This window comes from Blastomonas natatoria, assembly GCF_003201955.1.
GTDB lineage: Bacteria > Pseudomonadota > Alphaproteobacteria > Sphingomonadales > Sphingomonadaceae > Blastomonas > Blastomonas natatoria.
On sequence record NZ_QJJM01000025.1, the window covers coordinates 1 to 20,640 of the forward strand.

Below are 20,640 nucleotides of genomic sequence, written 5' to 3' on the forward strand. Positions count from 1 at the left end.
AGCTGCGCCAACTCGGCCAGCGTCTTCTCGCCCCTCACGGCAGCCAATGCCACCTTCGCCTTGAATGCCGGACTGTGGTTACGGCGCGGTCGTCTACTCATCTCGTCTCCTGTCAGGCCGCACAATGGCCCCCGTCAGGCAGAAAATCCACTTATCCCGATGTCCAGTTTTGCCAGGCCACCTCTCGCGGGCTGTTGCCTTTAGCACCGCCACATGTAACTCGCTGGTCGTACTGCCGCTGGCGCTTGCCGTGCCTGGCGCGTTCCCCATTTTGCCAGCAATCATCGTGACGCAGACACTGGTCGAACTCATCAGCGAGCTTTTCTACATCCGAACTATTCCAAGGCTTGGTCAGGCTTTGCCAGCTTAGGCTTAGCCAACATTGGCAAGCTGCTGCGCGCGCGCCGTATTTGTCGGGTAGGACTGGCGGACGATCGCTGGCCAGCACCAATGCGCATCGAGAATAGTTAAGTCCTCGTTCATTCCAAAAACAATAAAACGATCTTATGAACCGCCCATCCCGGGCGTTTTGATAAAGTGAGCAGTGCTATGAAAATGAAATTCATGTTCATTGTAACCGCTACCGTCGCAGCAATGGTGGCCTCTCCCGCTTCGGCGCGCGATAGACATCACAGTCGCGGTCATGGCGGTGTCAGTATCAGCATTGGTAGCGGTTATGGCGGCTATGGTTATTACCAGCCGGCGCGGCGCGGTTACAATTATGACTATTCAGATCGCTATTACGACGATTACGACCGGCAGCCGCGTCGTCATTACCGCGAGCGTAATCGCCACCGTGACGACCGTCATCATCGCCGCGACCGTGATAGCCATCACCGCGAATATCGTCGCGGGCATTGAACCTGTATAACGTGAATCTGTGGCTATCAGGCGATCGGTTTACGTTTCAACCTATTTCGGGTCAGGTCTTACGCGAGGCCCAAGCGTCTCAATGATTTTGCAGTCACCGACAGTGCCGTGGCGGCAGTTGCCAATAACAACACGAAGTTCATCGCGCATTGCCGCAAGATCGGAAATCTTACGTTCGACCTCGCTCAGATGTCGGCTGGCGATTTCGTCGACTGCTTGGCACGGCTTTTCACGGTCGTCCGTCAACGCCAGCAGATCGCGCACCGCGTCCAAGCTGAACCCCAGATCACGCGCGCGGCGGATGAAAGACAGCCGCTGCAAATGGGCCACCCCGTAACTTCGGTAGTTACCGTTGGTGCGGGCAGGCGCGGGAAGCAGGCCAATTTTTTCATAGTAACGCACCGTCTCGACATTCGTCGCGGTTGCGCTCGCCAGCTCACCTATTTTCAAGGCAAATTTCCGTGTTCGTCAGTCTTGTATGTTCCGCTGAGCGTCGCGAGGATCGGGCACCCCCGGAATATATCCCGGTCGCAAGCACCGATTGCGTCGGTGAGAACTGCCTCCATTCGCTTGAGGTCGTCGAGCCGTGCTTTCACATTGTTCAGATTCAACAGCGCAATTGCCTTGGCGTCAGCACAAGCATCAATGCCATCGTCCGATCCGGATTTTGTCAATCTGAGCAGATCGCGAATTTCCTCAATCGCAAATCCCAGCGAGCGAGCGCGCTTGATGAAGCGCAGGCGGTCGGCATCCTCGTTGGTGTAGTAGCGATAACGCCCGCGTCGCTCGGCACGCGGGATGAGGCCGATCCGTTCATAATACCGTATCGTTTCGATGTTGCATTCGCTCTGCTGCGAAAGCGCGCCAATTGCAAATCCTTGCCGGGTCAATGTCTGCCTTCAAAAAACGCTTGAGTCTGTAGTGGCTACAGACGGTACATAGTAGGTTATGATTCGACAAGGATATTGACATGCCCGACCAACCTAGCCCCCATTTCGACACCGCCAAACTCAGCGGTGCAACGCTGCTCACGTTGAGCGGCATCGGCGCAGCGTTCGGCGTAGCGGCCTGTTGCGCTCTGCCAATAATGCTCGCGGCGGCCGGCATCGGAACCGCCTGGCTAGCCGGGATCGCTTCCGTCACCGCGCCTCAGCGTGATATTTGGATCGCGGTCAGCGCCCTTTCCTTGCTGATTTCGGCCTTCATGCTCTGGCGCACCCACCAAAATGCCGTCCGGTGCGGCGGTGTCGCAGCAAGCTCGCCGCGTTGGTTGAGAATTGCTCTCGCCGCAGGTTTAGTGGCGGGGACGGTTTTGCTAGTTGCAGGCATCGTCTATGTCTGATCCAGCCATAGTCCTCCAATCCATGCTGACCTGCCCCGAATGCGGCACACAGAAGGTCGAAACCATGCCGACGGACGCTTGCTGGTTCTTCTACGACTGCACCGGTTGCCAAAAGCTGCTGCGTCCACTGGCAGGCGATTGCTGCGTCTTTTGCTCATATGGAACGGTAAAATGCCCGCCAATCCAGGAGGGGAGCGGGTGCGACACTTGCGGATAGCAGCCTATGGACTCTGTAGTCGCTACCAAGTTTAGGCGGCTGCTCAGCTCGCGATATGTCGAGAAGCATGTTGGATGACTGGCATTTATTGTGAAAGCGTCTTCAGGAGCGAGACGGACGGTCTTTTTGGTTGCCATGCTCCCGCTTGAGGCAACCTACGTGATGAATGGCGGCGCCCCAATAGCTTTCGTGGTCGACCGCAGCAGCGGCTGCGGCAATTGCACAGATAACGAAAGCCAATGGTGTCACAGCTATTTTCTAGCCTTGTTCCAGAGGCTTCCGGAAAGCCGCGTTTTGTCTATGGACATCCGCGATCTTTTATCGCTCCCCTATCTGCCTTTTCCAACCAAGTTCCCGCCCTTGTCAGATGGAAGGTCGGCCCCGCCTCCTCCTCAAAGGCTCCGCTGAACCATCCAGTTCAATATCAACGAAGATACCATCATGAAAAGGTCTATTTTAACCGCAGCGGTGCTGCTTGGTTCCAGCTCGGCGGCATTTGCCGCTGCGCCGGATCAGGTTGCATCGCTGGCCATGTCCTGCTGCGACCTCGTGCTCGCTTGCTGTGATGCGGCCATGAGCTGCTGCCCGTAAGGGAATGACCAGAGCATGAGGGCGGGCGTCCGGTCTCTGACCGGGCGCCCGCCTTTTTTATGGATCGCTTCCGCTCGAGCGTGTGCGCGGCAAAGATCCTGTCAAGACTTGTCAATTATGGGAACGGAAGCTTTGTAATAAAAAGATTCACCGCATGGTATTACTAGGCGCCAGTTAAATGGGGCTGCCGCGCGTCTCATTGCTGGAAATTGGCTCCCATCACGGTGATCGTCCCGGCCCCAAAAGGATCAACCCGGCCCCGGCGAGGCAAATTGAGGCTCCGATGACATCCCAGCGGTCGGGCCGTGCACCTTCCACCGTCCAGAGCCATATCAGCGAAGCGGCGATGTAAACACCGCCATAGGCTGCGTAAGCGCGCCCCGCGACGGGCGTATCAATCAACGTAAGAAGCCACGCGAATAAGGCTAAGGAAACCACGCCCGGAAGCACCCACCACATGGGCTTGTCGAGGCGCAGCCATGCCCAGAAGGCGAAGCAGCCCGCGATCTCCGCAAGCGCGGCAAGGGCATAAATGATTGCCGTTGGCAGGTTGGGCATCGTCACAGCTTCAATCCAAATTTCGGGCCGGCCCAGACCATCGACGCGTAGAGCGCCATCGTCAGAACGCACCCCGCAAGCAGCGCGGGCCAGAACCCGACACCACGTTTGAGCAGGGCAGGTATGACGAGAAACATCGTGAGACTCGGAAGCACATACCAGAACGTCGCGGCGGAATGCTCGGCCAGGCGCGCAACGTCTTGCGTGTCGCGCCACAGCCAGATCATGCCGAGCACTGAGATCAGCGGCAACGAAGCGATCAGCGCCCCGGTACCGGGATTGCGCCGCGCGGTTTCCGAAACGATCACGATGATGATGGCAGATGCGACGGCTTTGACGAGCAGATAATACATCAAGCTGTGTCCTTACCGCGCGGGGCCAGAGTTTCGATAATCTTGCAATCGGCCACGGTCCCGTGACGGCAGGAACCGATGGTCCGATCAAGCTCGGCGCGCAGCGCGGACAGATCGGCGATCTTGCGGTCGATTTCGGTGAGGTGGACGCGTGCAATCACGTCAACTGCATCGCAGGACTGGGCCTTGTCATCCGACAGTGTGAGCAGTTCGCGCACCGCTTCGAACGTGAAACCGAGATCGCGGGCGCGGCGGATGAACGACAGGCGCGCCAGATGATCATTGCCGTAGGCACGGTAGTTGGCGCTTGTCCGCGCCGGCGGTGGCAACAGCCCGATCTTTTCATAATAGCGCACCGTCTCGACCTTGGTCGCCGTGGCGCTCGCGAGCTCGCCAATTTTCATCGCCACTCCTCTGGGCTTGACCCTGTAGTTGCTACAGGGTGTAGATAGAGTGCCGACTCGGGAGTTGTCGAGGAGGCAAGATGATGGCTGATGATTGCTGCAAGGCCGCGTGCGGAACGACGGCAACGCTGAATGACCCGCGCTGGCGCAGGGCTTTGTGGATCGCGCTCGGCGTCAACGCCGGCATGTTCGCTGTCGAGATGGCGGCAGGTGCCGCCGCTGACAGCCGTGCGCTGCAGGCGGACGCACTCGATTTTCTGGGTGATGCTGCCAATTACGCGATCAGCCTGCTGGTTGCCGGGATGGCGCTGGCATGGCGCGCGCGGGCTGCCCTTGCCAAGGGGCTTACACTTATCGGCCTGAGCGGTTGGGTCATGATCACAGCGGTCTTAGCGGCATTGGGCGGAGCTGCTCCCAAACCTGAGCTGATGGGCATGATTGGCGCGCTCGCGCTCGCAGCCAATGCTGGCGTCGCCATCATGCTCTACCGCTTTCGTACGGGTGATGCGAACATGCGCTCGGTCTGGATCTGCTCACGCAATGACGCGATCGGCAATATTGCCGTGATGGCTGCTGCGCTCGGCGTGTTCGGCACCGGGACCGCATGGCCCGACCTTATTGTTGCTGCGCTCCTGGCGGTTCTCGGGATCAGCGGCGGCATTCAGATTGTTCGGCAGGCACGGCTTGAATTGGGGAGCGTTGCGACATGAAGGTTTCCCGATCGACACATATCGCGCTCAAGCCGGAAGCTGTCTGGGCAGAAGTCCAGACAGCGGGCTTGTTACAGCATATCGCTTGGCCGCTGATGCGCTTCATCCCGGTCGATGACGCGGCGTTCGAGAGCTTTCAGCCCGGCGGGCGCTACCAGGTTAAGCTCCGGCTGTTCGACTTGATCCCCTTCGGGACCCAGTGGATCGTGACTTCCCTGCACGAAGCTGACGGCACCGAATGGCCAAAACGAATGCGTGACAACGGGCACAGTGCCCTCATCTCCAAGTGGGATCATTGGATTACGGTCGCGCCGGACAAGGACGGCGGGACGCGTTACAGCGACGAAGTCGAAGTTTCGGCCGGAGCCCTGACCCCGTTCATCTGGGCCTTCGCGCAGATCTTCTATTGGCACCGGCAGCGACGCTGGCGGGGGCTTGCCAAGAGTCTTGCTGCGCGGCGGGTGATCGCGGCCGAAATGGCGGCATACCGTTCAGCGGTAGAAGCGGGCGACGATGATCGTGCGTGGCACCATTTGGAGCGGGTTCATATCGTGTCGCAGCCCTATCTTGGCCCTCATCTTGCCAGCCATGGCGCCATGTTGCGGTTTGCGATCCGGCGGGGTGATGCGCGCGAGGCGCTGGGCCAGATCTTCCGGCTTATTATGGCCCCGCTGGGCGCCCTGACAGGCCGTTTGCCGGTTGGGAATACTGGTCGATCTAATGTGAGCGCATTTGCGCCGATGCCGATACCTGTGGATTTGGCGGAAGCGCTGCGTCAGCAGGGAATGATCTTATGATCATCCCCCCTAAGATAAACTGCATAAATTCAGCCATTCACTATGCCACCTCGCTGGAGAGAGGTGAATTATGGCCCGGCGGTTGGGGTAATCCCGTTTATGACTTCCCCGCGCTCTAATCTCTTGCACGTCCGTTCCGCCAGAGTTAGGAGCCGATGGTGCTGTGCATGAAATCCCCTCGCGTCAAGCGCCTCTTCGCCTTGCTTTGCATGGTGTTGGCGCTTGTTTATGCGAGCGCCTCCGGCTCACAGGTCTTGAACTCAATACAGCATTCTGGAGCGGAGGCATCCGCACACGATCATTCGGTGCTGAGTGATGCGCTGGCCATGCAGGCTGACCACCACGCTGACATTGATCCTGCAGACCCAACTGATGATCAGGGGCAGAATGAAATTGCAGGCGGACACCATTATCATGGTGATAATGGCCCCAGCCTTTTGGCGACATCAGCGAATGAACTGCCTGGCGTAATGCTGTTGGGAAACTTGCGCGCGCCCGCTGGTGACCGGCATGTTGACGGCATTGCCGTTCCGGGTCCAGAGCGGCCTCCCATGGTGTTGAAACTGGACGCCTGACGTCCCGCGCCTTGAGCAGGCGTGGGACATTCCCATGCTTGCGATCAAGGTTTTCTCACCATGTTTTCCCGAATACGTGCGTGCAAAGGCACGCGCGCTGCCTGCAAAGCGTTGCTTTTGCCGGTAGCACTCGCCGTTTTGATGGCATCACCTGCACTTGGGCAGGACTTGACACTGGAAGACGCTATTCGGCTTGCGCTAGCCGCTGCGCCGCAGAATGCGTCAGTTGTTGCCCAGGTCGATGCATTGACCGCGAACCGGGCGGCGGCTGACTTGCCGCCGAGGCCCAGTCTGGAGATTGCGACCGAAAACTTCGGTCCGCCGTCGGACAGTCTCTACGACCAGTTTCAGATCACCGGAACCTATAGCCAGCAGATCGAACGCGGCGGCAAGCGTCAGGCGCGGGTCACTCTTGCCGACCGTCAGATTGATGTTGCCGTGGCACAGGCAGTTGTCAGACGGCTTGAGATCATTTCCGATGTTCAGCTTGCCTATGTTGAGGTGCAGGCCGCTGAGGCCGCCATCGGCGTCGCGCGGGAGCGCCTGACAATTGCTCAAGGCGTTGCAACCGAGGTTGGTCGCCGTGTCGCATCGGCGCGCGATCCGATCTTCGCTGGAACGCGGGCGCTGGCCAGAGTTGCCGAGGCCGAGGTCGACCTGGAGCTTGCCGTTCATGCGCGCGACGCAGCATTGGTTCGGTTGTCCCAATGGTGGGGCGGCAGTGCTGACGGGCTGATCGTCCCGATAGGGCAGTTTCTGGATCTTGCCCCCATTGCTGGACCGATGGAGCCATCCCCGACGATTTCTGCAATCTATCAGGCAGCGGGCGCACAGGCTGATGCAGCCATCGCCGTTCGACAGGCCGATTCCGTTCGCGATCTCACCCTCAGCGGGGGGCCACGCTTTATCGGCACGGGCGATGTTGGTTTTGTCTTCGGGGTTTCGGTGCCGCTCGGCGGAAGGCGACTTGCCGGGGCACGTGTGGCGGAAGCTCAGGCCGAAAGGCAGAGGGTGGATGCTGAACGGGAGGTCGAAATGTTCAACCTCCGACGCGCTATCACGCTTGCTGCCGAACGGGTCGAAAAAGCGCGGCACGAAGCTGACGCCATCCAGACTCAGGTGCTTCCCCTCGCTGAAAAAGCCTTGAGCGAAGTTCGTGTCGGCTATCAGCGTGGCTTCTTCAGCTTTGCCGATTTGGCCGCTGCGCAGACCGCCTCCGTCGATGCTGCCATGCGCACGGTCGACGCTGCACGCGAATATCATGAAGCAAAGGTTGAACTGGACCGCCTGACCGGTCGCTTCAGCAATTTGGCCGAGGAGGCATCACAATGAGACTTTTCCAACTGACGATTGCGGCGCTGTTCCTCTTCCCGCTGACGGCCTGCGGTGATGCCCCGGCTGAAAGCAGCGAGGCGGCCGAAGGCGCTGCTCCAGAGGAATATGAACGCGGTCCGCATAATGGGCGGATGCTGCGTGATGGCGATTTTGCGCTGGAGGTGACCATATTCGAAGACGGCGTGCCGCCGGAGTACCGCGTTTACGCCTATCGCGGCGACAAGCCGGTTGCGCCGCGCGATGTTGACCTGACCATCCAGCTCAAACGGCTCGACGGGGAGGTCAACACGTTCAAGTTTGCCGCTGAACAGGATTTACTGCGGGGCGACGGCGTGGTGATCGAACCACACAGCTTTGACGTTATCGTCGCTGCCCGTGAAGGCGGCCGCCGCCATCGCTGGGAATATGCCTCATACGAGGGCCGGGTGACGTTCCCCAAGCAGGCCGCCGAGGCGGCGGGGATAACCATCGAGCGCGTTGGCCCGGCAAGCCTGTCCGAAACGATCGAAATCATCGGCTATGTTGAGCTAGAGCCTTCCGCCACATCCAACGTGGGTGCGAAATTTCCGGGCCGGGTGGTCAGTGCCGGGCCAAATGTGGGGGATTCCGTTCGGGCGGGACAAGTGCTTGCGCGGGTCGAAAGCACCGAGAGCATGCAGATTTATGCGATCACCGCGCCAGTTAGCGGCGTGATTGTGGAGCGGCGCACGAATGTCGGTGATGTTGCCGGAAGTGATCCGATCTATGTGATTGCCGACCCCAACCGGACGCGCGCGGTGTTCCCCATTTTCCCGCGCGATATGGAACGGGTGCGCGCAGGGCAGCAAATCCAGCTCGGCCTGCTCGAAGGTGATCGTTCGGTGACGTCGCGCTTGGGCAGTTTCTTGCCCGGCGCTGACCCGGCAACCGGCGCGCTCTTGGCACGCGCAAGTCTGCCCAATCGCGACGGGTTCTGGCGACCCGGAATGCGGGTGCGCGGGGTGGTGACGATCCAGAGCAGGCAGGTGCCGCTGGCGGTGCGGACCGAGGCATTGCAGGCGTTCCGCGACTTCACCGTGGTGTTCGCGCAGGTGGGCAACACTTATGAAGTGCGGATGCTCGAACTGGGCACCCGCGGGCCGGAATGGACCGAAGTGCTGGGCGGGATCAAGCCGGGTCAGGCCTATGTCACCAAGGGCAGCTACGTCATCAAGGCCGACATCGAAAAAGCCGGCGCAAGCCACGATCACTGAGGAGCGACACCATGCTTGAGAATATCATCAGGCTGTCGATCCGGCAGCGATGGACGGTTATTGTTGTGGCGCTGCTGATTGCAGGGCTGGGCATCTACAATTTCGGGCGGCTGAAGATCGACGCCGTGCCCGACATCACCAACGTACAGGTACAGGTCAACACCGCGGCGCCGGGCTTCTCGCCCTTGGAGGCCGAACAGCGCATCACCTTGCCGATCGAAACCGCGTTGGCCGGTCTGCCGGGCCTCGACTACACGCGTTCCGTTTCGCGCGCTGGCCTGAGCCAGGTCACCGTGGTGTTCGATGACGGGACCGACATTTATTTCGCGCGGCAACTGGTCAATGAACGCCTGCAAGGGGTAGCCGGAAACCTGCCTCCCGGAATGGAGCCCGCGCTTGGTCCGATTGCAACCGGGCTGGGCGAAATCTTCATGTATACGCTCGAGTCCAGACCGGGCGCGCGCAAGGACGATGGAACCCCCTATACGGCGGAGGATCTGCGCACCCTGCATGACTGGGTGGTGCGGCCGCAATTGCGCAACGTTCCCGGCGTAACCGAAGTCAACTCGGTTGGCGGGTATCGCCGCCAATATGTGATTGCGCCGATCCCCGCGCGCCTGTCGGGCTTCGGCCTGACCGTGGCCGATCTGACGAAGGCGCTGGAAAGCAACAATGCCAGCGTGGGTGCGGGCTATGTCGAGCGGTCGGGCGCACAATCGGTGATCCGGGTGCCGGGTAATGCAACCGGCGAAGCGGATCTGTCGGGCATCATCGTCGCCTTTCGTGCCGGCACCCCTGTACGCATCGCCGATGTCGCCGATGTCTCCATCGGTTCGGAGATCCGACAGGGCGCGGCCACCAAGGACGGGCGCGAGGTGGTGCTGGGCACGATCTATATGCTGGTCGGCGAAAACCCCCGCAATGTAAGCGTGGCAGTGGCCGAGCAGCTGAAGGTCGTGAACCAGTCGCTTCCCGCAGGAGTGTCTGCGGTCACCGTCTATGACCGCTCAGTGCTGGTGGAGGCCACGATCGGGACGGTCGAAAAGAACCTTGCCGAAGGCGCGATGCTGGTGATCGTGGTGCTGTTTGCCCTGTTGGGCAATATCCGCGCGGCTCTGATCACGGCAGCGGTCATTCCGATAACCTTCCTGATGACGATTACAGGCATGGTCGAAGGCGGCTTGTCGGGCAATCTGATGAGCCTGGGTGCGCTTGATTTCGGGCTGATTGTCGACGGCGCGGTCATCATCGTGGAAAATTGCCTGCGCCGCTTTGGCGAGGCCCAACACAGCCTCGGCCGCTTGTTGAACCGCGAGGAACGGTTCAGCCTTGCCGCCAGCGCTTCGGCGGAAGTCGTCAGGCCCAGCCTGTTCGGCATTGCCATCATCACCATCGTTTACCTGCCGATCTTTGCGTTGACCGGGGTGGAGGGCAAGACGTTTCATCCGATGGCGATCACTGTAGTGCTCGCTCTGACGGCAGCAGCGCTGCTTTCGCTCACCCTCGTGCCCGCCGCCGTGGCAACGTTTGTCACCGGCAAGGTCGAGGAGAAGGAAAGCCGCGTGATGCGCGCTGCCAACCGGGGCTATGCCCCGCTGCTCGATTGGGCCTTGCGCGCCCGCGTCACGGTGCTGGTGCTCGCTGGCGCTCTTGTGGTGCTGAGCGGGGTGGCAGCCACAAGGCTGGGTTCGGAGTTCATCCCCAACCTCGATGAAGGAGACATCGCGCTGCACGCCCTGCGGATTCCGGGCACCAGCCTGACGCAGGCAGTGCAGATGCAGGCCGCACTGGAAAACCGGATCAAGCAGTTCCCGGAAGTCAATCTGGTGTTCGCCAAGATCGGGACTGCCGACGTGGCAACCGATGCAGTTCCGCCCAGCGTGGCCGACACTTTCATCATCATGAAGCCGCGCGACGAATGGCCCGACCCGCGCAAGCCCAAAGCACAATTGGTTGCCGAGATGAACGAGGCAATCCAGCGCGACGTGCCGGGTTCGCGGTATGAATTCATCCAGCCCATCCAGATGCGGTTCAACGAGCTGATCGCGGGCGTCCGGTCTGATGTCGCGATCAAGATCGTTGGCGATGATCTCGACGAATTGTCAGCAGCGGCTGACCGCGTGGTTGGTATTGTATCGGGCATCGATGGCGCGGAAGATGTGCAGGCGGAACAGGTGACGGGCTTGCCGTTTGTTGAGATTGTCCCTGACCGGGCGCGCCTCAGCCAGCTGGGCCTCAATGTCAGCGCGGTGCAGGAAGTGGTGGCCGCAGCCACTGCGGGTGCCAACGCAGGTCAGATTTTCGAAGGCGACCGACGGTTCGACATCGTCGTGCGCCTGTCCGAAGACCTGCGGCAGGATCGCACGGTGCTGGAACGCCTGCCGATCCCGCTGCCCGGTGGCGGTATCGCGGGTGGGGCGGTGCAGACTGTACCGCTATCCGAAGTCGCAACGATCACCGACATCACCGGGCCTAACCAGATCAGCCGCGAAAATGGCAAACGGCGCGCGGTTGTCACGGTCAATGTGCGTGAGCGCGATTTGGGGTCGTTCATTGCCGAAGTCCAGCAGGTGGTGGCGCGCGATGCCGAGCTGCCTGAGGGTTATTGGGTCGAATATGGCGGCACCTTCGAACAGCTCGAATCCGCGACCCAGCGGCTTCAGATCGTGGTTCCGATCACCCTGCTGCTCATCCTGGGTCTGCTGTTTGCGCTCTTTGGTTCCCTGCGCGATGCGGCCATCGTGTTCTCCGGCGTGCCGCTGGCGCTCACGGGCGGCGTGGCAGCGTTGCTGCTGCGCGGCATACCCTTCTCGATCTCGGCCGGGGTGGGCTTTATCGCACTTTCGGGCGTGGCGGTGCTCAATGGCGTGGTGATGCTCAGCTTCATCAAGCAATTGCGCGAGGAGGGCCGCAGCCTTGAAGATGCCATCCGTGAAGGGGCGCTGACGCGGTTACGGCCCGTGCTGATGACCGCGCTCGTGGCGTCACTTGGCTTTGTGCCGATGGCGCTGAATGTGGGGATCGGCTCGGAAGTGCAGCGACCTCTGGCCAGCGTGGTGATTGGCGGCATTGTCTCGTCAACCATCCTGACCCTGGTGGTGCTGCCTGCACTTTACGCCTTGGTCCATACAAAGAGGACCGGTGAGGCTGACAATCCGAAGCCAGCTTGGCGGGATCGTTTCCGCCGCCGTCTCGCCGTTCAATAATCAGGATACCACGCCATGATCGCTAGATTATCGCCAACCTCTCCAGCCTTGCCACGCTGGATCATATTTTCCTTTATGGCGCTGGCCATGCTGCTGCTCGTGTCGGTGGATGCCTATGCCCACAATGTCGCCGAAGGGGACAAGGGTTATATCCAGGAAAGCAGCGGGGTGTTGTTCTTCCCGTTCTTGTATCTCGGGGCCAAACACATGGTCACCGGGTACGATCACCTGCTGTTCCTGTTTGGGGTGATTTTCTTCCTTTATCGGATGAAGGACGTCGGCATCTATGTGACCCTGTTCGCGATCGGCCACTCCACCACGCTGCTGTTTGGCGTGCTGACCGGGATCAGCGCCAACGCCTATCTGATCGACGCGATTATCGGTCTGTCGGTGGTCTACAAGGCGCTCGACAACCTCGGTGCCTACCAGCGCTGGTTCGGTGTTCAGCCCAACACAAAGGCTGCGACCTTGGTGTTCGGGTTCTTCCACGGGTTTGGCCTCGCCACCAAGGTCATCGAGTTTGAAATTGCGCAAGATGGCCTCATCCCCAATCTGATCGCTTTCAACATCGGGGTGGAGATTGGCCAGCTGCTGGCGCTTGGCGCGATCCTGATTGTGATGGGATATTGGCGCCGGACTGCCAGTTTCATGCGCCACGCTTTTGCCGCCAACACCTTGCTGATGACCGCCGGCTTCGTGCTGGTCGGGTATCAATTGGCCGGTTTTGCCGTCAGCTGATACAACAATCCCAGGAGCGATTTATGTTCAATTCCCAACGTCCGAAGATGGAAGACCTTCCCAGCAATCGCCAATTGATGGGTGCCACTGCGTTCGCCTTGGCGGCATCAGCCGTGATCCTGACTACCATCGTGCTTCCGTCCGAATATGCAATTGATCCTACGGGCGTGGGCCGCGCGCTCGGTCTGACCCAGATGGGTGAGATCAAGGCGCAGTTGGCACAAGAGGCTTCGGCCGACGCTGCTGTCACTGCATCAGCGACAGCCTCTGCTGCCCTCCCGGCTTCGCAGGGTGCGGGTGCACAGACGGCTTCGGATGCGCCCACTGTCGCAGCGCGGTCTGAAACCATGCAGGTTACACTGGCGCCGGGCGAGGGGGCAGAGATCAAGGCGGGGATGCAGAAAGGCGCCCGCATTGCGTTCAACTGGTCCGTCGCTGGCGGCCATGTCAATTTCGATACCCACGCGGATGCTCCGGGGATCGCCTATCATGGCTATGAAAAGGGTCAGCAATCGACCGGCCAACAGGGTGAGTTGGTCGCAGCCTTTGACGGTAAGCACGGTTGGTTCTGGCGCAATCGTTCGGCGGGAACCGTAACCGTCACCTTGCGCGTCGACGGTGCCTTCAGCGAATTGAAAAGGGTCGTTTGAGCTACCATGCTGACAGTCTTGGCCAATCGCACCTATCGGCACCTGTTTCTGGCGCAGGTGATTGCTCTGATTGGCACCGGGCTGGCCACGGTCGCGCTGGGACTGCTGGCATTTGACATTGCAGGCGCAGACAGCGGCGCGGTGCTCGGCACGGCGATGGCGATCAAGATGGTCGCTTATATCGGCGTTGCACCGGTGGTCGGGGCTTTTGCCTCGCGCCTACCCCGGCGAGGCTTTCTGGTGGCGATGGACGTCGTGCGCGGGCTGGCGGCGTTGGCCCTGCCGTTTGTCGATCAGGTTTGGCAAATCTACGTTCTGATTTTTGTGCTGCAATCCGCATCGGCAGGCTTCACCCCGACCTTTCAAGCGACCATTCCCGACATCCTTCCCGACGAGAAGGCCTATACAAGAGCCCTCTCGCTATCACGGATGGCCTATGATTTGGAGAGTCTGCTCAGCCCGATCCTTGCTGCCGTTTTGCTGACGGTGATCAACTTTCACTGGCTGTTTGGCGGAACGTCGATCGGCTTTGCCATTTCTGCGCTGTTAGTTCTGTCCGTCGTACTGCCGCGTTCAACTGCTGCGCCGCCAAGCGGGGGGATATACGACAAGACCACCCGCGGCATCCGCATCTATCTCAAGACCCCGCGGTTGCGGGGGTTGCTGGCGATCACTTTGGCTGCGGCTGCTGCCAGCGCAATGGTGATCGTCAATACTCCCGTGCTGGTGCAAGCTGCCCTCGGCCTCGGTCAGCGCGGAGTTGCGCTGACGCTTTCGGCTTTTGGCGGCGGATCAATGCTGAGCGCGCTGATCCTGCCCCGCCTGCTTGACCGGATTTCCGATCGCTGGGTTATGCTGGCCGGTTCGGCGGCTCTGGTCGTGGTATTGGCGGCGTTGGCAGCATCCTGGGGCACTCATCTGCGCCCGGCCTATTGGGCCTTCATGTTGGTTGCATGGATTTTGCTCGGCATCGGCTATTCCGCCACGGTCACGCCGGGCGGTAGGTTGCTACGGCGATCTTCTGCCAGCGAAGACCGACCGGCGCTGTTTGCCGCGCAATTTGCACTGAGCCACGTTTGCTGGCTGATCGCCTATCCGCTTGCTGGACAGGTTGGAGCACTGGTCGGCTTCGGCACGGCGTTTGCGGTTTGCGCTGCACTGGCGGCGTTCGGCTTGGGGATTTCCATATTGATTTGGCCATCGGTGGACCCCGAAGTGGTTGATCACGCGCACGACGATTTACCTTTCGACCATCAACATCTTGTGAATGACCACGCTGGTGGGAAAGCCCATCACGCCTTCGTTATTGACGATCTTCATTCAGCTTGGCCTGGCCGATGATGCGGCCTCCGTTAGTTTTGCAGAGGAACATTTGCCATGCACCGGCTTGCGGAACAACGTGAGTGAATAAAGAAGGGTACCCTATCGCGCGATAACTGCCAGCGCTTCATTATTCTGACAGTTCCGTTTTGCCTTTGGCATGTCGCGGATTAAGGTCGAGGCTGGCGCCTTGCAAACCAAAGCGTTATCAGTGGAATAATGATCCACATCAGGATGGGGACGAGGCCAACATTTGTGCCGGGCACTAAGGGCATGAGTTCACTATAGCGCCAGCCCCACTGCGTGGGCACGCTGGTAGCGATTTTTTCGATTATGACCGTTATTCCAAGGCCTGACAGCAGATAGGTGCCGATCATGCCGGAGGTTAGGCGGTGCATCCAATGCCTGTTGCGGTTCACTATCGAGACCACTGTATACGCCAGCACCATAATCCCGGCATCGCCAAATGTGGCTAGCGTGCAGCCTAACGTGCTGTCCCAAGAGGTTGCCGACCCGACATCGAAGAAGGGCATTTGCAGCATTTCCCAGATGAACGATGTGAAGAACCCAAACGTGGCAACGTGGATCTCGGGTTGTTTATCAAATTTCATTGCGCCGCCATTTTCATTCTTTGCCAATTCCGCCAAACCGAGACGCCCGTTGTGCGAACCGATTCAGGTGGAATGCAGCTTCTATCGTCAGAGGATGATGTGTCGCGTCCTCTCGCCGCGAAATCAGCTCTGCCATTTCATGGAGCGTTGTCATACGTCTCGGCTGGTTGCTCCGAAAGGTGCTGAGAATAGTAATGATTGGGGCACCTCCTCGTAGCAACTGATAACCTATTGGTCGCGCGGTGAAGCATTTGCCACTTTGCGCAGATACAAGGCCTCCCCCGCAAACACAGCAACAATACCCAACAACGCGTAGCCGACAATCGCGGGATCACTCCCGAGCTTAGCGGTCGTGAATGCGGCAAGCACGATAGCATCGGCTGCGAGCGCCGCGAGGAGGACGGAGGCCTTTGCGCCGATTTCATGGCGCAGCTTACGGAACACGCCCCAATGGACCAGCATGTCCATGATCAGATAGAAAAAAGCGCCCAAGGTTGCAATGCGTGAAAGATCGAAGAGCACCGCAAGCGCACCGGCGACAACCACCGTATAGACGAGCATGTGGCTGCGGATGCCGCCGCTCATGCCGAAGTGGCTATGAGGTATCATCTTCATATCGGTCAGCATCGTCAGCATGCGGGTTACCGCAAAAACGCTGGCGATCACGCCGGACGCTGTTGCTGCGAGCGCAATTGCGATCGTGAAGTAGAAGCCCCATGCACCAAGAGCCGGCTCGGCCGCCGCGGAGAGCGAATAGTCACGCGCTGCGGTAATCTCGGGGATGGTCAGGCTCGATCCGACCGCAACAGCTACGAGCAGGTACGTGACAGCGCAGATCGCGATGGAGATCATGATTGTGCGCCCGACGTTGCGATGCGGATCGACGATTTCCCCGCCACTGTTGGTGATGGTCGTGAACCCCTTGAACGCGAGGATCGCAAATGCCACCGATGCCACGAAATCCATCGGACGGGCAGGCGCAGCAACTTCGGCGAAAGCACCCGTACCAATTCCGCTGACCCAGATGGCGGCAATGGCAAACAGCACGATGCCGCCGATCTTGATGACCGACATCACGAGCGAAAACAGGCTGACCGAGCGGTTGCCAGAAGCATTGACAATATAGGCAAGCAGGATGACCGCAAGCGCGACAACCGATAGCATCAGCGCGTTATTTTCCTGCCCGAGCGGCCGCAGCGCATACGTGGCGAAGGTGCGCGCAACCAGGCTCTCGTTGATGACCATCGACAAAGCCATCAGCAGCGAAGCCGATGCGGCAATCACGCCGGGGCCATATGCTTTTTGGAGGATCATCGCGATACCGCCTGACGAAGGCCAGGCGTTCGACATCTTGATGTAGCTATAGGCCGCAAGCGACGTAACCAGCGCGCCTGCGATAAAGGATAGCGGGAATAGCGGACCTGCCAGTTCCGCGATCTGGCCGGTCAGCGCGAATATTCCTGCGCCAATCATGACGCCTGTGCCCATCGCGACAGCACCGCTCAGGCTGATCGAATTTTTCTGATCGTTGCCATTATCGCCGTGCGAGGGTGCGTCGCCAGCATTTTGGCCATGCCCGCTCACAGTTTGACAGTCCGCAGCCTTAGCGCATTGAGCACCACCGAAATCGACGATGCGCTCATCGCGAGCGCTGCGAACATCGGGCTGATCAGGATGCCGAACAATGGATAGAGCAGGCCCGCAGCCACCGGCACGCCCGCCGCATTATAAATGAGCGCGAAGAACAGGTTTTGCCGGATATTACTCATGGTTGCGTGCGACAGTCGTCTAGCGCGCACGATGCCGTCGAGATTTCCTCTGACGAGTGTAATGCCCGCGCTCTCGATCGCTACATCTGCACCTGTGCCCATGGCGATACCGACATCGGCCTGAGCCAGTGCAGGCGCATCGTTCACCCCGTCTCCCGCCATAGCGACTTTGTGGCCCTGCTCCTGTAATTCGCGAATGATGCGGGCCTTATCCTGCGGCAGGACATCGGCGCGGATTTCGTCGATGCCCAGTTTTGCGGCGACGGCTTGCGCAGTGCGCTCGTTATCGCCGGTCGCCATGATAATCCGGAAGCCAAGCTCGTGGAGTGCCTTGATCGCAGCGGGGGTCGTCTCCTTCACGGGATCTGCCACGCTGACCAAGCCGGCTATTGCGCCATCAACGACAACGAACATCACCGTTTCACCCTCGTCGCGCCGCGCATTGGCTGCTGTCAGAAAACCGGATGCATCGATCCCATGGTCGGTCACAAGCTTGAGATTGCCAAGCATGACCTTCTTGCCATCAACAATGCCGATCACCCCCTTGCCGGTGATTGCCTCGAAGTCGCTAGCTTCGGCGATCGTGATGCCGCGTTCCTGTGCGCCTTTCACAATGGCCTCGGCGAGTGGGTGCTCGGACCCGCGTTCCAGCGTCGCGGCGAGACGCAGCACCTCGCCTTCATCATGTCCCGGTTGCGGCAAGACCGCGACCAATCGCGGCTTGCCCTCGGTCAGCGTGCCAGTCTTGTCGACCATGAGCGTGTCGACCTTCTCGAACCGTTCGAGTGCTTCGGCATTCTTGATGAGTACGCCAGCCTGCGCGCCGCGGCCAGTCGCCGTCATGATCGACATTGGCGTCGCAAGGCCAAGCGCGCAGGGGCAGGCAATGATCAGCACGGCAACCGCCGCGATAAGCGCATAGGACAAGGCAGGCGCGGGGCCCCAGATGGCCCATCCGACAAAGGCCTGGATCGCGACACCGATAACCGCTGGCACAAACCAACCTGCAACCTTGTCGGCATATTTCTGGATCGGAGCGCGCGAACGCTGGGCGTTGGCAACCATCTCGACGATTTGTGCCAATGTCGTATCGGCACCGACGCGCCGGGCCTCGATGATCAGGCTACCAGTGCCATTGATCGTGGCACCAGTCACATCGTCTCCCGCCACTTTTTTGACTGGCATAGGCTCGCCCGAGATCATGCTTTCGTCGATTGACGAATGCCCTTCAGCAACCGTCCCGTCCACCGGCACCTTATCGCCAGGCCGCACGCGCAGTCGGTCGCCAACCCGGACGTCTTCGAGCGGAATTTCCTCCTCGCTACCGTCATCGCGCACCACGCGTGCGGTTTTTGCGGCGAGATCGAGAAGGGCACGAATGGCCTTACCGGTTCCTTCGCGCGCGCGCAGTTCCATCACCTGCCCTAGCAGAACGAGCGTGATGATGACCGCCGCCGCTTCGAAATAGACGCCGACGTGGCCATGTGCGTTGCGAAATCCTGCCGGGAAGATTCCGGGGGCCAGCAGCGCCACCACGCTGAAAAGCCAAGCGGCAGCAACGCCGATCGAAATGAGCGAGAACATGTTGAGGTTCATCGTGCGGAACGAATTCCAGCCCCGCACCAGGAACGGCCAGCCGCACCACAGGACTACCGGCGTTCCGAGCGCAAATTCGATCCACAGCGTTGTTCTCTCGCCAAACGCCTCGCGGATACCGCCCAGACCAACGAATGGCCCCATGGTCAGAATCAGCAACGGTATCGTAAGGATAGCGCCGACCCAGAAACGCCGGGTAAAATCGACCAGCTCCGGATTGGGGCCGTCCTCCACCATGCTGGCGGATTCCAGCTCCAGCCCCATGCCGCAGATCGGGCAGGAGCCCATTTTGACCTGCCGCACCTGTGGATGCATCGGGCAGGTATAAACTGTGCCGGTGTGTCCCTCTGGCACCTGATCATAGCTACCATCGCTCGGTTGGTGTTCCATCTGGCCATGCGAAGCGTGGCATTCGGAATGCGTGCCGCTTTGCTGGCCGTCGCCCGGTACGAGATGCATGCCGCATTTCGGACAGTCGCCCGGCTCGTCCTGCCGGACTTCAGGATGCATGGGGCAGGTATAGCCGCTCATGACGTCTCTCCGCGCCCGAAGAAGCGATAGAGCGGAACGATCAATATCGCGATGTACCAGCCATAGAGAAAGCTACCGACTGCGCCTGCGATGAAGCCCGGCCAGGTCAGCCAGTCAAACCCCGGCAGTAGCGGAGCCCATGCCTCATGCATGTGAAAGCGTCCAGGCATCAGCAGACCGAACGCAATACAAACAAGAAAGCTGATCAGAATGAAAACGCTGAGCGTCCATCCCCAGCGGATAATCTGGCGACCAATTGTTGGATTTTGCATGTCTATCTCCCTTGGTGCAGCTGGTGTCTGAGTGCGACCACAGGGCTGCTCCTGCGGGGATGAGCACAGGCTCGGCCGTGTCAGTCCATGCGATACCGGTCTGCGCGGGCAACCAGATCGTTGATGTGATCGGCGGCATGAACGGTCAGCGGGTGCTGGGTAAAACCTGGCCGAGGCGTAATGAGGGCGGCCATGTCGCGTGCCGTCTGGCGCTGCTGCTCTGAACCCTCCGCCAGAACAGCGATCATCAGATTTTCAAGCGCGATGACCCGGATACGCAGATGAATAAATTCAGTGTTGGTCACTTCGAGCACGGCACTGTCAGCAATCTGAGCCATAGAGGCAATTGCGCCACCTTCATTGTCCCACCTTGCCAACGCACGCTGGCGAATTTGGGACATTTCCTCAGGCGAATCCACGTGCGGAGCAGCCTCAGTCGGACAGTTATTGCCGTTTGCCATCAATTCGCCGTTTCCGTGCTTTGCACTGGCACAGCCGGTAAAATGGGGGCACCCGACTCAACTGGCTCCGCCTCAAGATCAGCGATTAGCCGCTTCATTTCCGAAATTTCTCTGACCTGCGCCTTGATGATGTCATCCGCCAAAGCACGAACGCGGGGATCGCGGATATGCGCGCGCTCGCTGGTCATGATCGCGATCGAGTGATGTGGGATCATCGCGCGCATATAGCTCACGTCATCGACCGTCTCCTGACTGCGGACGAGATAGAGCGAGCCTGCAAAAACAAACAGTGATGCCCCGACAATTGTCAGCTTCTTGGATGTCCCATCATACATTTTCCACATGAAGCCGAGCATGATGATCGCCATGACCGCGCCCATATATACGGCCATCCAGGTGCGCGTCTAAGAGTCTGATTCAAAACTATCGCGTTGGATTTCAGGCTCTTGCGATGCGGCGTGCGAGGAGCTGGATTGAGGCGATGAACAGCCAGGCGGTTGCC

22 protein-coding genes and 1 pseudogene are annotated in these 20,640 nt (G+C 59.7%); 12 read left to right on the forward strand and 11 right to left on the reverse strand.

The window, feature by feature from the left end:
- The first annotated feature begins 549 nt into the window (after positions 1–549).
- Positions 550–861, forward strand: a complete 312-nt coding sequence (locus C7451_RS19865; RefSeq protein ID WP_146215430.1) for a hypothetical protein — start codon at positions 550–552, stop codon at positions 859–861.
- A gap of 51 nt (positions 862–912) precedes the next feature.
- On the opposite strand, the gene C7451_RS18725 is transcribed toward C7451_RS19865, so the two are convergent.
- Complete coding sequence (locus tag C7451_RS18725) at positions 913–1,320, reverse strand: MerR family transcriptional regulator (RefSeq protein WP_110300398.1); 408 nt, start codon at positions 1,318–1,320, stop codon at positions 913–915.
- Positions 1,317–1,760, reverse strand: coding sequence for a MerR family transcriptional regulator (locus C7451_RS18730; protein ID WP_110300399.1), 444 nt, complete (start codon positions 1,758–1,760; stop codon positions 1,317–1,319). Before C7451_RS18730 ends, C7451_RS18725 begins: the two co-directional genes overlap by 4 nt.
- 80 nt (positions 1,761–1,840) lie before the next feature.
- Here C7451_RS18730 and C7451_RS18735 point away from each other — a divergent pair, with 80 nt between their 5' ends.
- Both C7451_RS18735 and C7451_RS20450 read left to right on the forward strand, forming a co-directional pair.
- Complete coding sequence (locus tag C7451_RS18735) at positions 1,841–2,212, forward strand: mercuric reductase (RefSeq protein ID WP_110300400.1); 372 nt, start codon at positions 1,841–1,843, stop codon at positions 2,210–2,212.
- 22 nt (positions 2,213–2,234) lie between these two features.
- A complete protein-coding gene (locus C7451_RS20450; RefSeq protein WP_425266513.1) occupies positions 2,235–2,429 on the forward strand; it encodes a GDCCVxC domain-containing (seleno)protein in 195 nt (64 codons plus the stop codon).
- An 810-nt stretch (positions 2,430–3,239) separates the two neighbouring features.
- Here C7451_RS20450 and C7451_RS18745 read toward each other — a convergent pair.
- From C7451_RS18745 to C7451_RS18755, 3 genes are read right to left on the reverse strand one after another with little or no spacing between them, the layout of a single operon-like run.
- Positions 3,240–3,578 (reverse strand): YnfA family protein, encoded by a 339-nt coding sequence (locus C7451_RS18745; RefSeq protein WP_110300401.1) that lies wholly within the window; start codon positions 3,576–3,578, stop codon positions 3,240–3,242.
- Positions 3,579–3,580: 2 nt separating this feature from the next.
- Entirely contained in the window at positions 3,581–3,931 is a 351-nt protein-coding gene (locus C7451_RS18750) for a DUF3147 family protein (protein ID WP_110300402.1), read from the reverse strand.
- Complete coding sequence (locus tag C7451_RS18755) at positions 3,931–4,335, reverse strand: MerR family transcriptional regulator (protein ID WP_110300403.1); 405 nt, start codon at positions 4,333–4,335, stop codon at positions 3,931–3,933. Before C7451_RS18755 ends, C7451_RS18750 begins: the two co-directional genes overlap by 1 nt.
- Before the next feature lie 83 nt (positions 4,336–4,418).
- Here C7451_RS18755 and C7451_RS18760 point away from each other — a divergent pair, with 83 nt between their 5' ends.
- The 9 genes from C7451_RS18760 (at position 4,419) to C7451_RS18795 (ending at position 14,919) form a co-directional block, all read left to right on the forward strand.
- Positions 4,419–5,045, forward strand: coding sequence for a cation efflux transmembrane domain-containing protein (locus tag C7451_RS18760; protein ID WP_110300409.1), 627 nt, complete (start codon positions 4,419–4,421; stop codon positions 5,043–5,045).
- Positions 5,042–5,842 carry a DUF3703 domain-containing protein gene (locus tag C7451_RS18765; protein WP_244182033.1) on the forward strand — a complete coding sequence of 267 codons (801 nt, stop codon included), beginning with the start codon at positions 5,042–5,044 and terminating at the stop codon, positions 5,840–5,842. Before C7451_RS18760 ends, C7451_RS18765 begins: the two co-directional genes overlap by 4 nt.
- A 167-nt stretch (positions 5,843–6,009) precedes the next feature.
- On the forward strand, positions 6,010–6,417 hold the full coding sequence (locus C7451_RS19870; protein WP_146215431.1) for a hypothetical protein: 408 nt from the start codon (positions 6,010–6,012) through the stop codon (positions 6,415–6,417).
- Between the two features lie 60 nt (positions 6,418–6,477).
- On the forward strand, positions 6,478–7,749 hold the full coding sequence (locus C7451_RS18770) for a TolC family protein (protein WP_110300404.1): 1,272 nt from the start codon (positions 6,478–6,480) through the stop codon (positions 7,747–7,749).
- On the forward strand, positions 7,746–8,984 hold the full coding sequence (locus tag C7451_RS18775) for an efflux RND transporter periplasmic adaptor subunit (protein ID WP_110300405.1): 1,239 nt from the start codon (positions 7,746–7,748) through the stop codon (positions 8,982–8,984). Before C7451_RS18770 ends, C7451_RS18775 begins: the two co-directional genes overlap by 4 nt.
- Before the next feature lie 11 nt (positions 8,985–8,995).
- Positions 8,996–12,190, forward strand: a complete 3,195-nt coding sequence (locus tag C7451_RS18780) for an efflux RND transporter permease subunit (protein ID WP_110300406.1) — start codon at positions 8,996–8,998, stop codon at positions 12,188–12,190.
- 75 nt (positions 12,191–12,265) lie between these two features.
- Complete coding sequence (locus tag C7451_RS18785) at positions 12,266–12,928, forward strand: HupE/UreJ family protein (protein ID WP_208597861.1); 663 nt, start codon at positions 12,266–12,268, stop codon at positions 12,926–12,928.
- 23 nt (positions 12,929–12,951) lie between these two features.
- Positions 12,952–13,578 carry a hypothetical protein gene (locus tag C7451_RS18790; protein ID WP_060977688.1) on the forward strand — a complete coding sequence of 209 codons (627 nt, stop codon included), beginning with the start codon at positions 12,952–12,954 and terminating at the stop codon, positions 13,576–13,578.
- Between the two features lie 6 nt (positions 13,579–13,584).
- Positions 13,585–14,919 (forward strand): MFS transporter, encoded by a 1,335-nt coding sequence (locus tag C7451_RS18795; protein WP_110300407.1) that lies wholly within the window; start codon positions 13,585–13,587, stop codon positions 14,917–14,919.
- 149 nt (positions 14,920–15,068) lie between these two features.
- Here the strand turns inward: C7451_RS18795 and C7451_RS18800 are convergent, their stop codons facing one another.
- From C7451_RS18800 to C7451_RS18825, 6 genes and pseudogenes are all read right to left on the reverse strand, one after another.
- A complete protein-coding gene (locus tag C7451_RS18800; RefSeq protein ID WP_146215432.1) occupies positions 15,069–15,545 on the reverse strand; it encodes a hypothetical protein in 477 nt (158 codons plus the stop codon).
- 192 nt (positions 15,546–15,737) lie between these two features.
- The gene (locus tag C7451_RS18805; protein ID WP_269454082.1) at positions 15,738–17,021 is read right to left on the reverse strand and encodes an APC family permease; all 1,284 of its coding nucleotides are present in this window, start codon (positions 17,019–17,021) and stop codon (positions 15,738–15,740) included.
- 68 nt (positions 17,022–17,089) lie between these two features.
- The gene (locus C7451_RS18810) at positions 17,090–19,405 is read right to left on the reverse strand and encodes a copper-transporting P-type ATPase (RefSeq protein ID WP_208625258.1); all 2,316 of its coding nucleotides are present in this window, start codon (positions 19,403–19,405) and stop codon (positions 17,090–17,092) included.
- Positions 19,402–19,677, reverse strand: coding sequence for a DUF5676 family membrane protein (locus C7451_RS18815; RefSeq protein ID WP_060977692.1), 276 nt, complete (start codon positions 19,675–19,677; stop codon positions 19,402–19,404). Before C7451_RS18815 ends, C7451_RS18810 begins: the two co-directional genes overlap by 4 nt.
- 80 nt (positions 19,678–19,757) lie before the next feature.
- Positions 19,758–20,138, reverse strand: coding sequence for a hypothetical protein (locus tag C7451_RS18820; protein ID WP_197418024.1), 381 nt, complete (start codon positions 20,136–20,138; stop codon positions 19,758–19,760).
- Positions 20,138–20,542: pseudogene (locus C7451_RS18825) on the reverse strand (DUF305 domain-containing protein); the annotation flags it as partial. The gene C7451_RS18820 and the pseudogene C7451_RS18825, both read right to left, overlap by 1 nt.
- Positions 20,543–20,640 lie beyond the last annotated feature (98 nt).

Excerpts from the sequence above, each read along its gene's own strand:
- C7451_RS19865 (WP_146215430.1), top strand. The coding sequence starts at position 550 with ATGAAAATGAAATTCATGTTCATTGTAACCGCTACCGTCGCAGCAATG.
- C7451_RS18735 (WP_110300400.1), top strand. The coding sequence starts at position 1,841 with ATGCCCGACCAACCTAGCCCCCATTTCGACACCGCCAAACTCAGCGGT.
- C7451_RS20450 (WP_425266513.1), top strand. The coding sequence starts at position 2,235 with ATGCTGACCTGCCCCGAATGCGGCACACAGAAGGTCGAAACCATGCCG.
- C7451_RS18745 (WP_110300401.1), bottom strand. The coding sequence starts at position 3,578 with ATGCCCAACCTGCCAACGGCAATCATTTATGCCCTTGCCGCGCTTGCG.
- C7451_RS18750 (WP_110300402.1), bottom strand. The coding sequence starts at position 3,931 with ATGTATTATCTGCTCGTCAAAGCCGTCGCATCTGCCATCATCATCGTG.
- C7451_RS18755 (WP_110300403.1), bottom strand. The coding sequence starts at position 4,335 with ATGAAAATTGGCGAGCTCGCGAGCGCCACGGCGACCAAGGTCGAGACG.
- C7451_RS18760 (WP_110300409.1), top strand. The coding sequence starts at position 4,419 with ATGGCTGATGATTGCTGCAAGGCCGCGTGCGGAACGACGGCAACGCTG.
- C7451_RS18765 (WP_244182033.1), top strand. The coding sequence starts at position 5,042 with ATGAAGGTTTCCCGATCGACACATATCGCGCTCAAGCCGGAAGCTGTC.
- C7451_RS19870 (WP_146215431.1), top strand. The coding sequence starts at position 6,010 with ATGAAATCCCCTCGCGTCAAGCGCCTCTTCGCCTTGCTTTGCATGGTG.
- C7451_RS18770 (WP_110300404.1), top strand. The coding sequence starts at position 6,478 with ATGTTTTCCCGAATACGTGCGTGCAAAGGCACGCGCGCTGCCTGCAAA.
- C7451_RS18775 (WP_110300405.1), top strand. The coding sequence starts at position 7,746 with ATGAGACTTTTCCAACTGACGATTGCGGCGCTGTTCCTCTTCCCGCTG.
- C7451_RS18780 (WP_110300406.1), top strand. The coding sequence starts at position 8,996 with ATGCTTGAGAATATCATCAGGCTGTCGATCCGGCAGCGATGGACGGTT.
- C7451_RS18785 (WP_208597861.1), top strand. The coding sequence starts at position 12,266 with ATGGCGCTGGCCATGCTGCTGCTCGTGTCGGTGGATGCCTATGCCCAC.
- C7451_RS18790 (WP_060977688.1), top strand. The coding sequence starts at position 12,952 with ATGTTCAATTCCCAACGTCCGAAGATGGAAGACCTTCCCAGCAATCGC.
- C7451_RS18795 (WP_110300407.1), top strand. The coding sequence starts at position 13,585 with ATGCTGACAGTCTTGGCCAATCGCACCTATCGGCACCTGTTTCTGGCG.
- C7451_RS18810 (WP_208625258.1), bottom strand. The coding sequence starts at position 19,405 with ATGAGCGGCTATACCTGCCCCATGCATCCTGAAGTCCGGCAGGACGAG.
- C7451_RS18815 (WP_060977692.1), bottom strand. The coding sequence starts at position 19,677 with ATGCAAAATCCAACAATTGGTCGCCAGATTATCCGCTGGGGATGGACG.
- C7451_RS18820 (WP_197418024.1), bottom strand. The coding sequence starts at position 20,138 with ATGGCAAACGGCAATAACTGTCCGACTGAGGCTGCTCCGCACGTGGAT.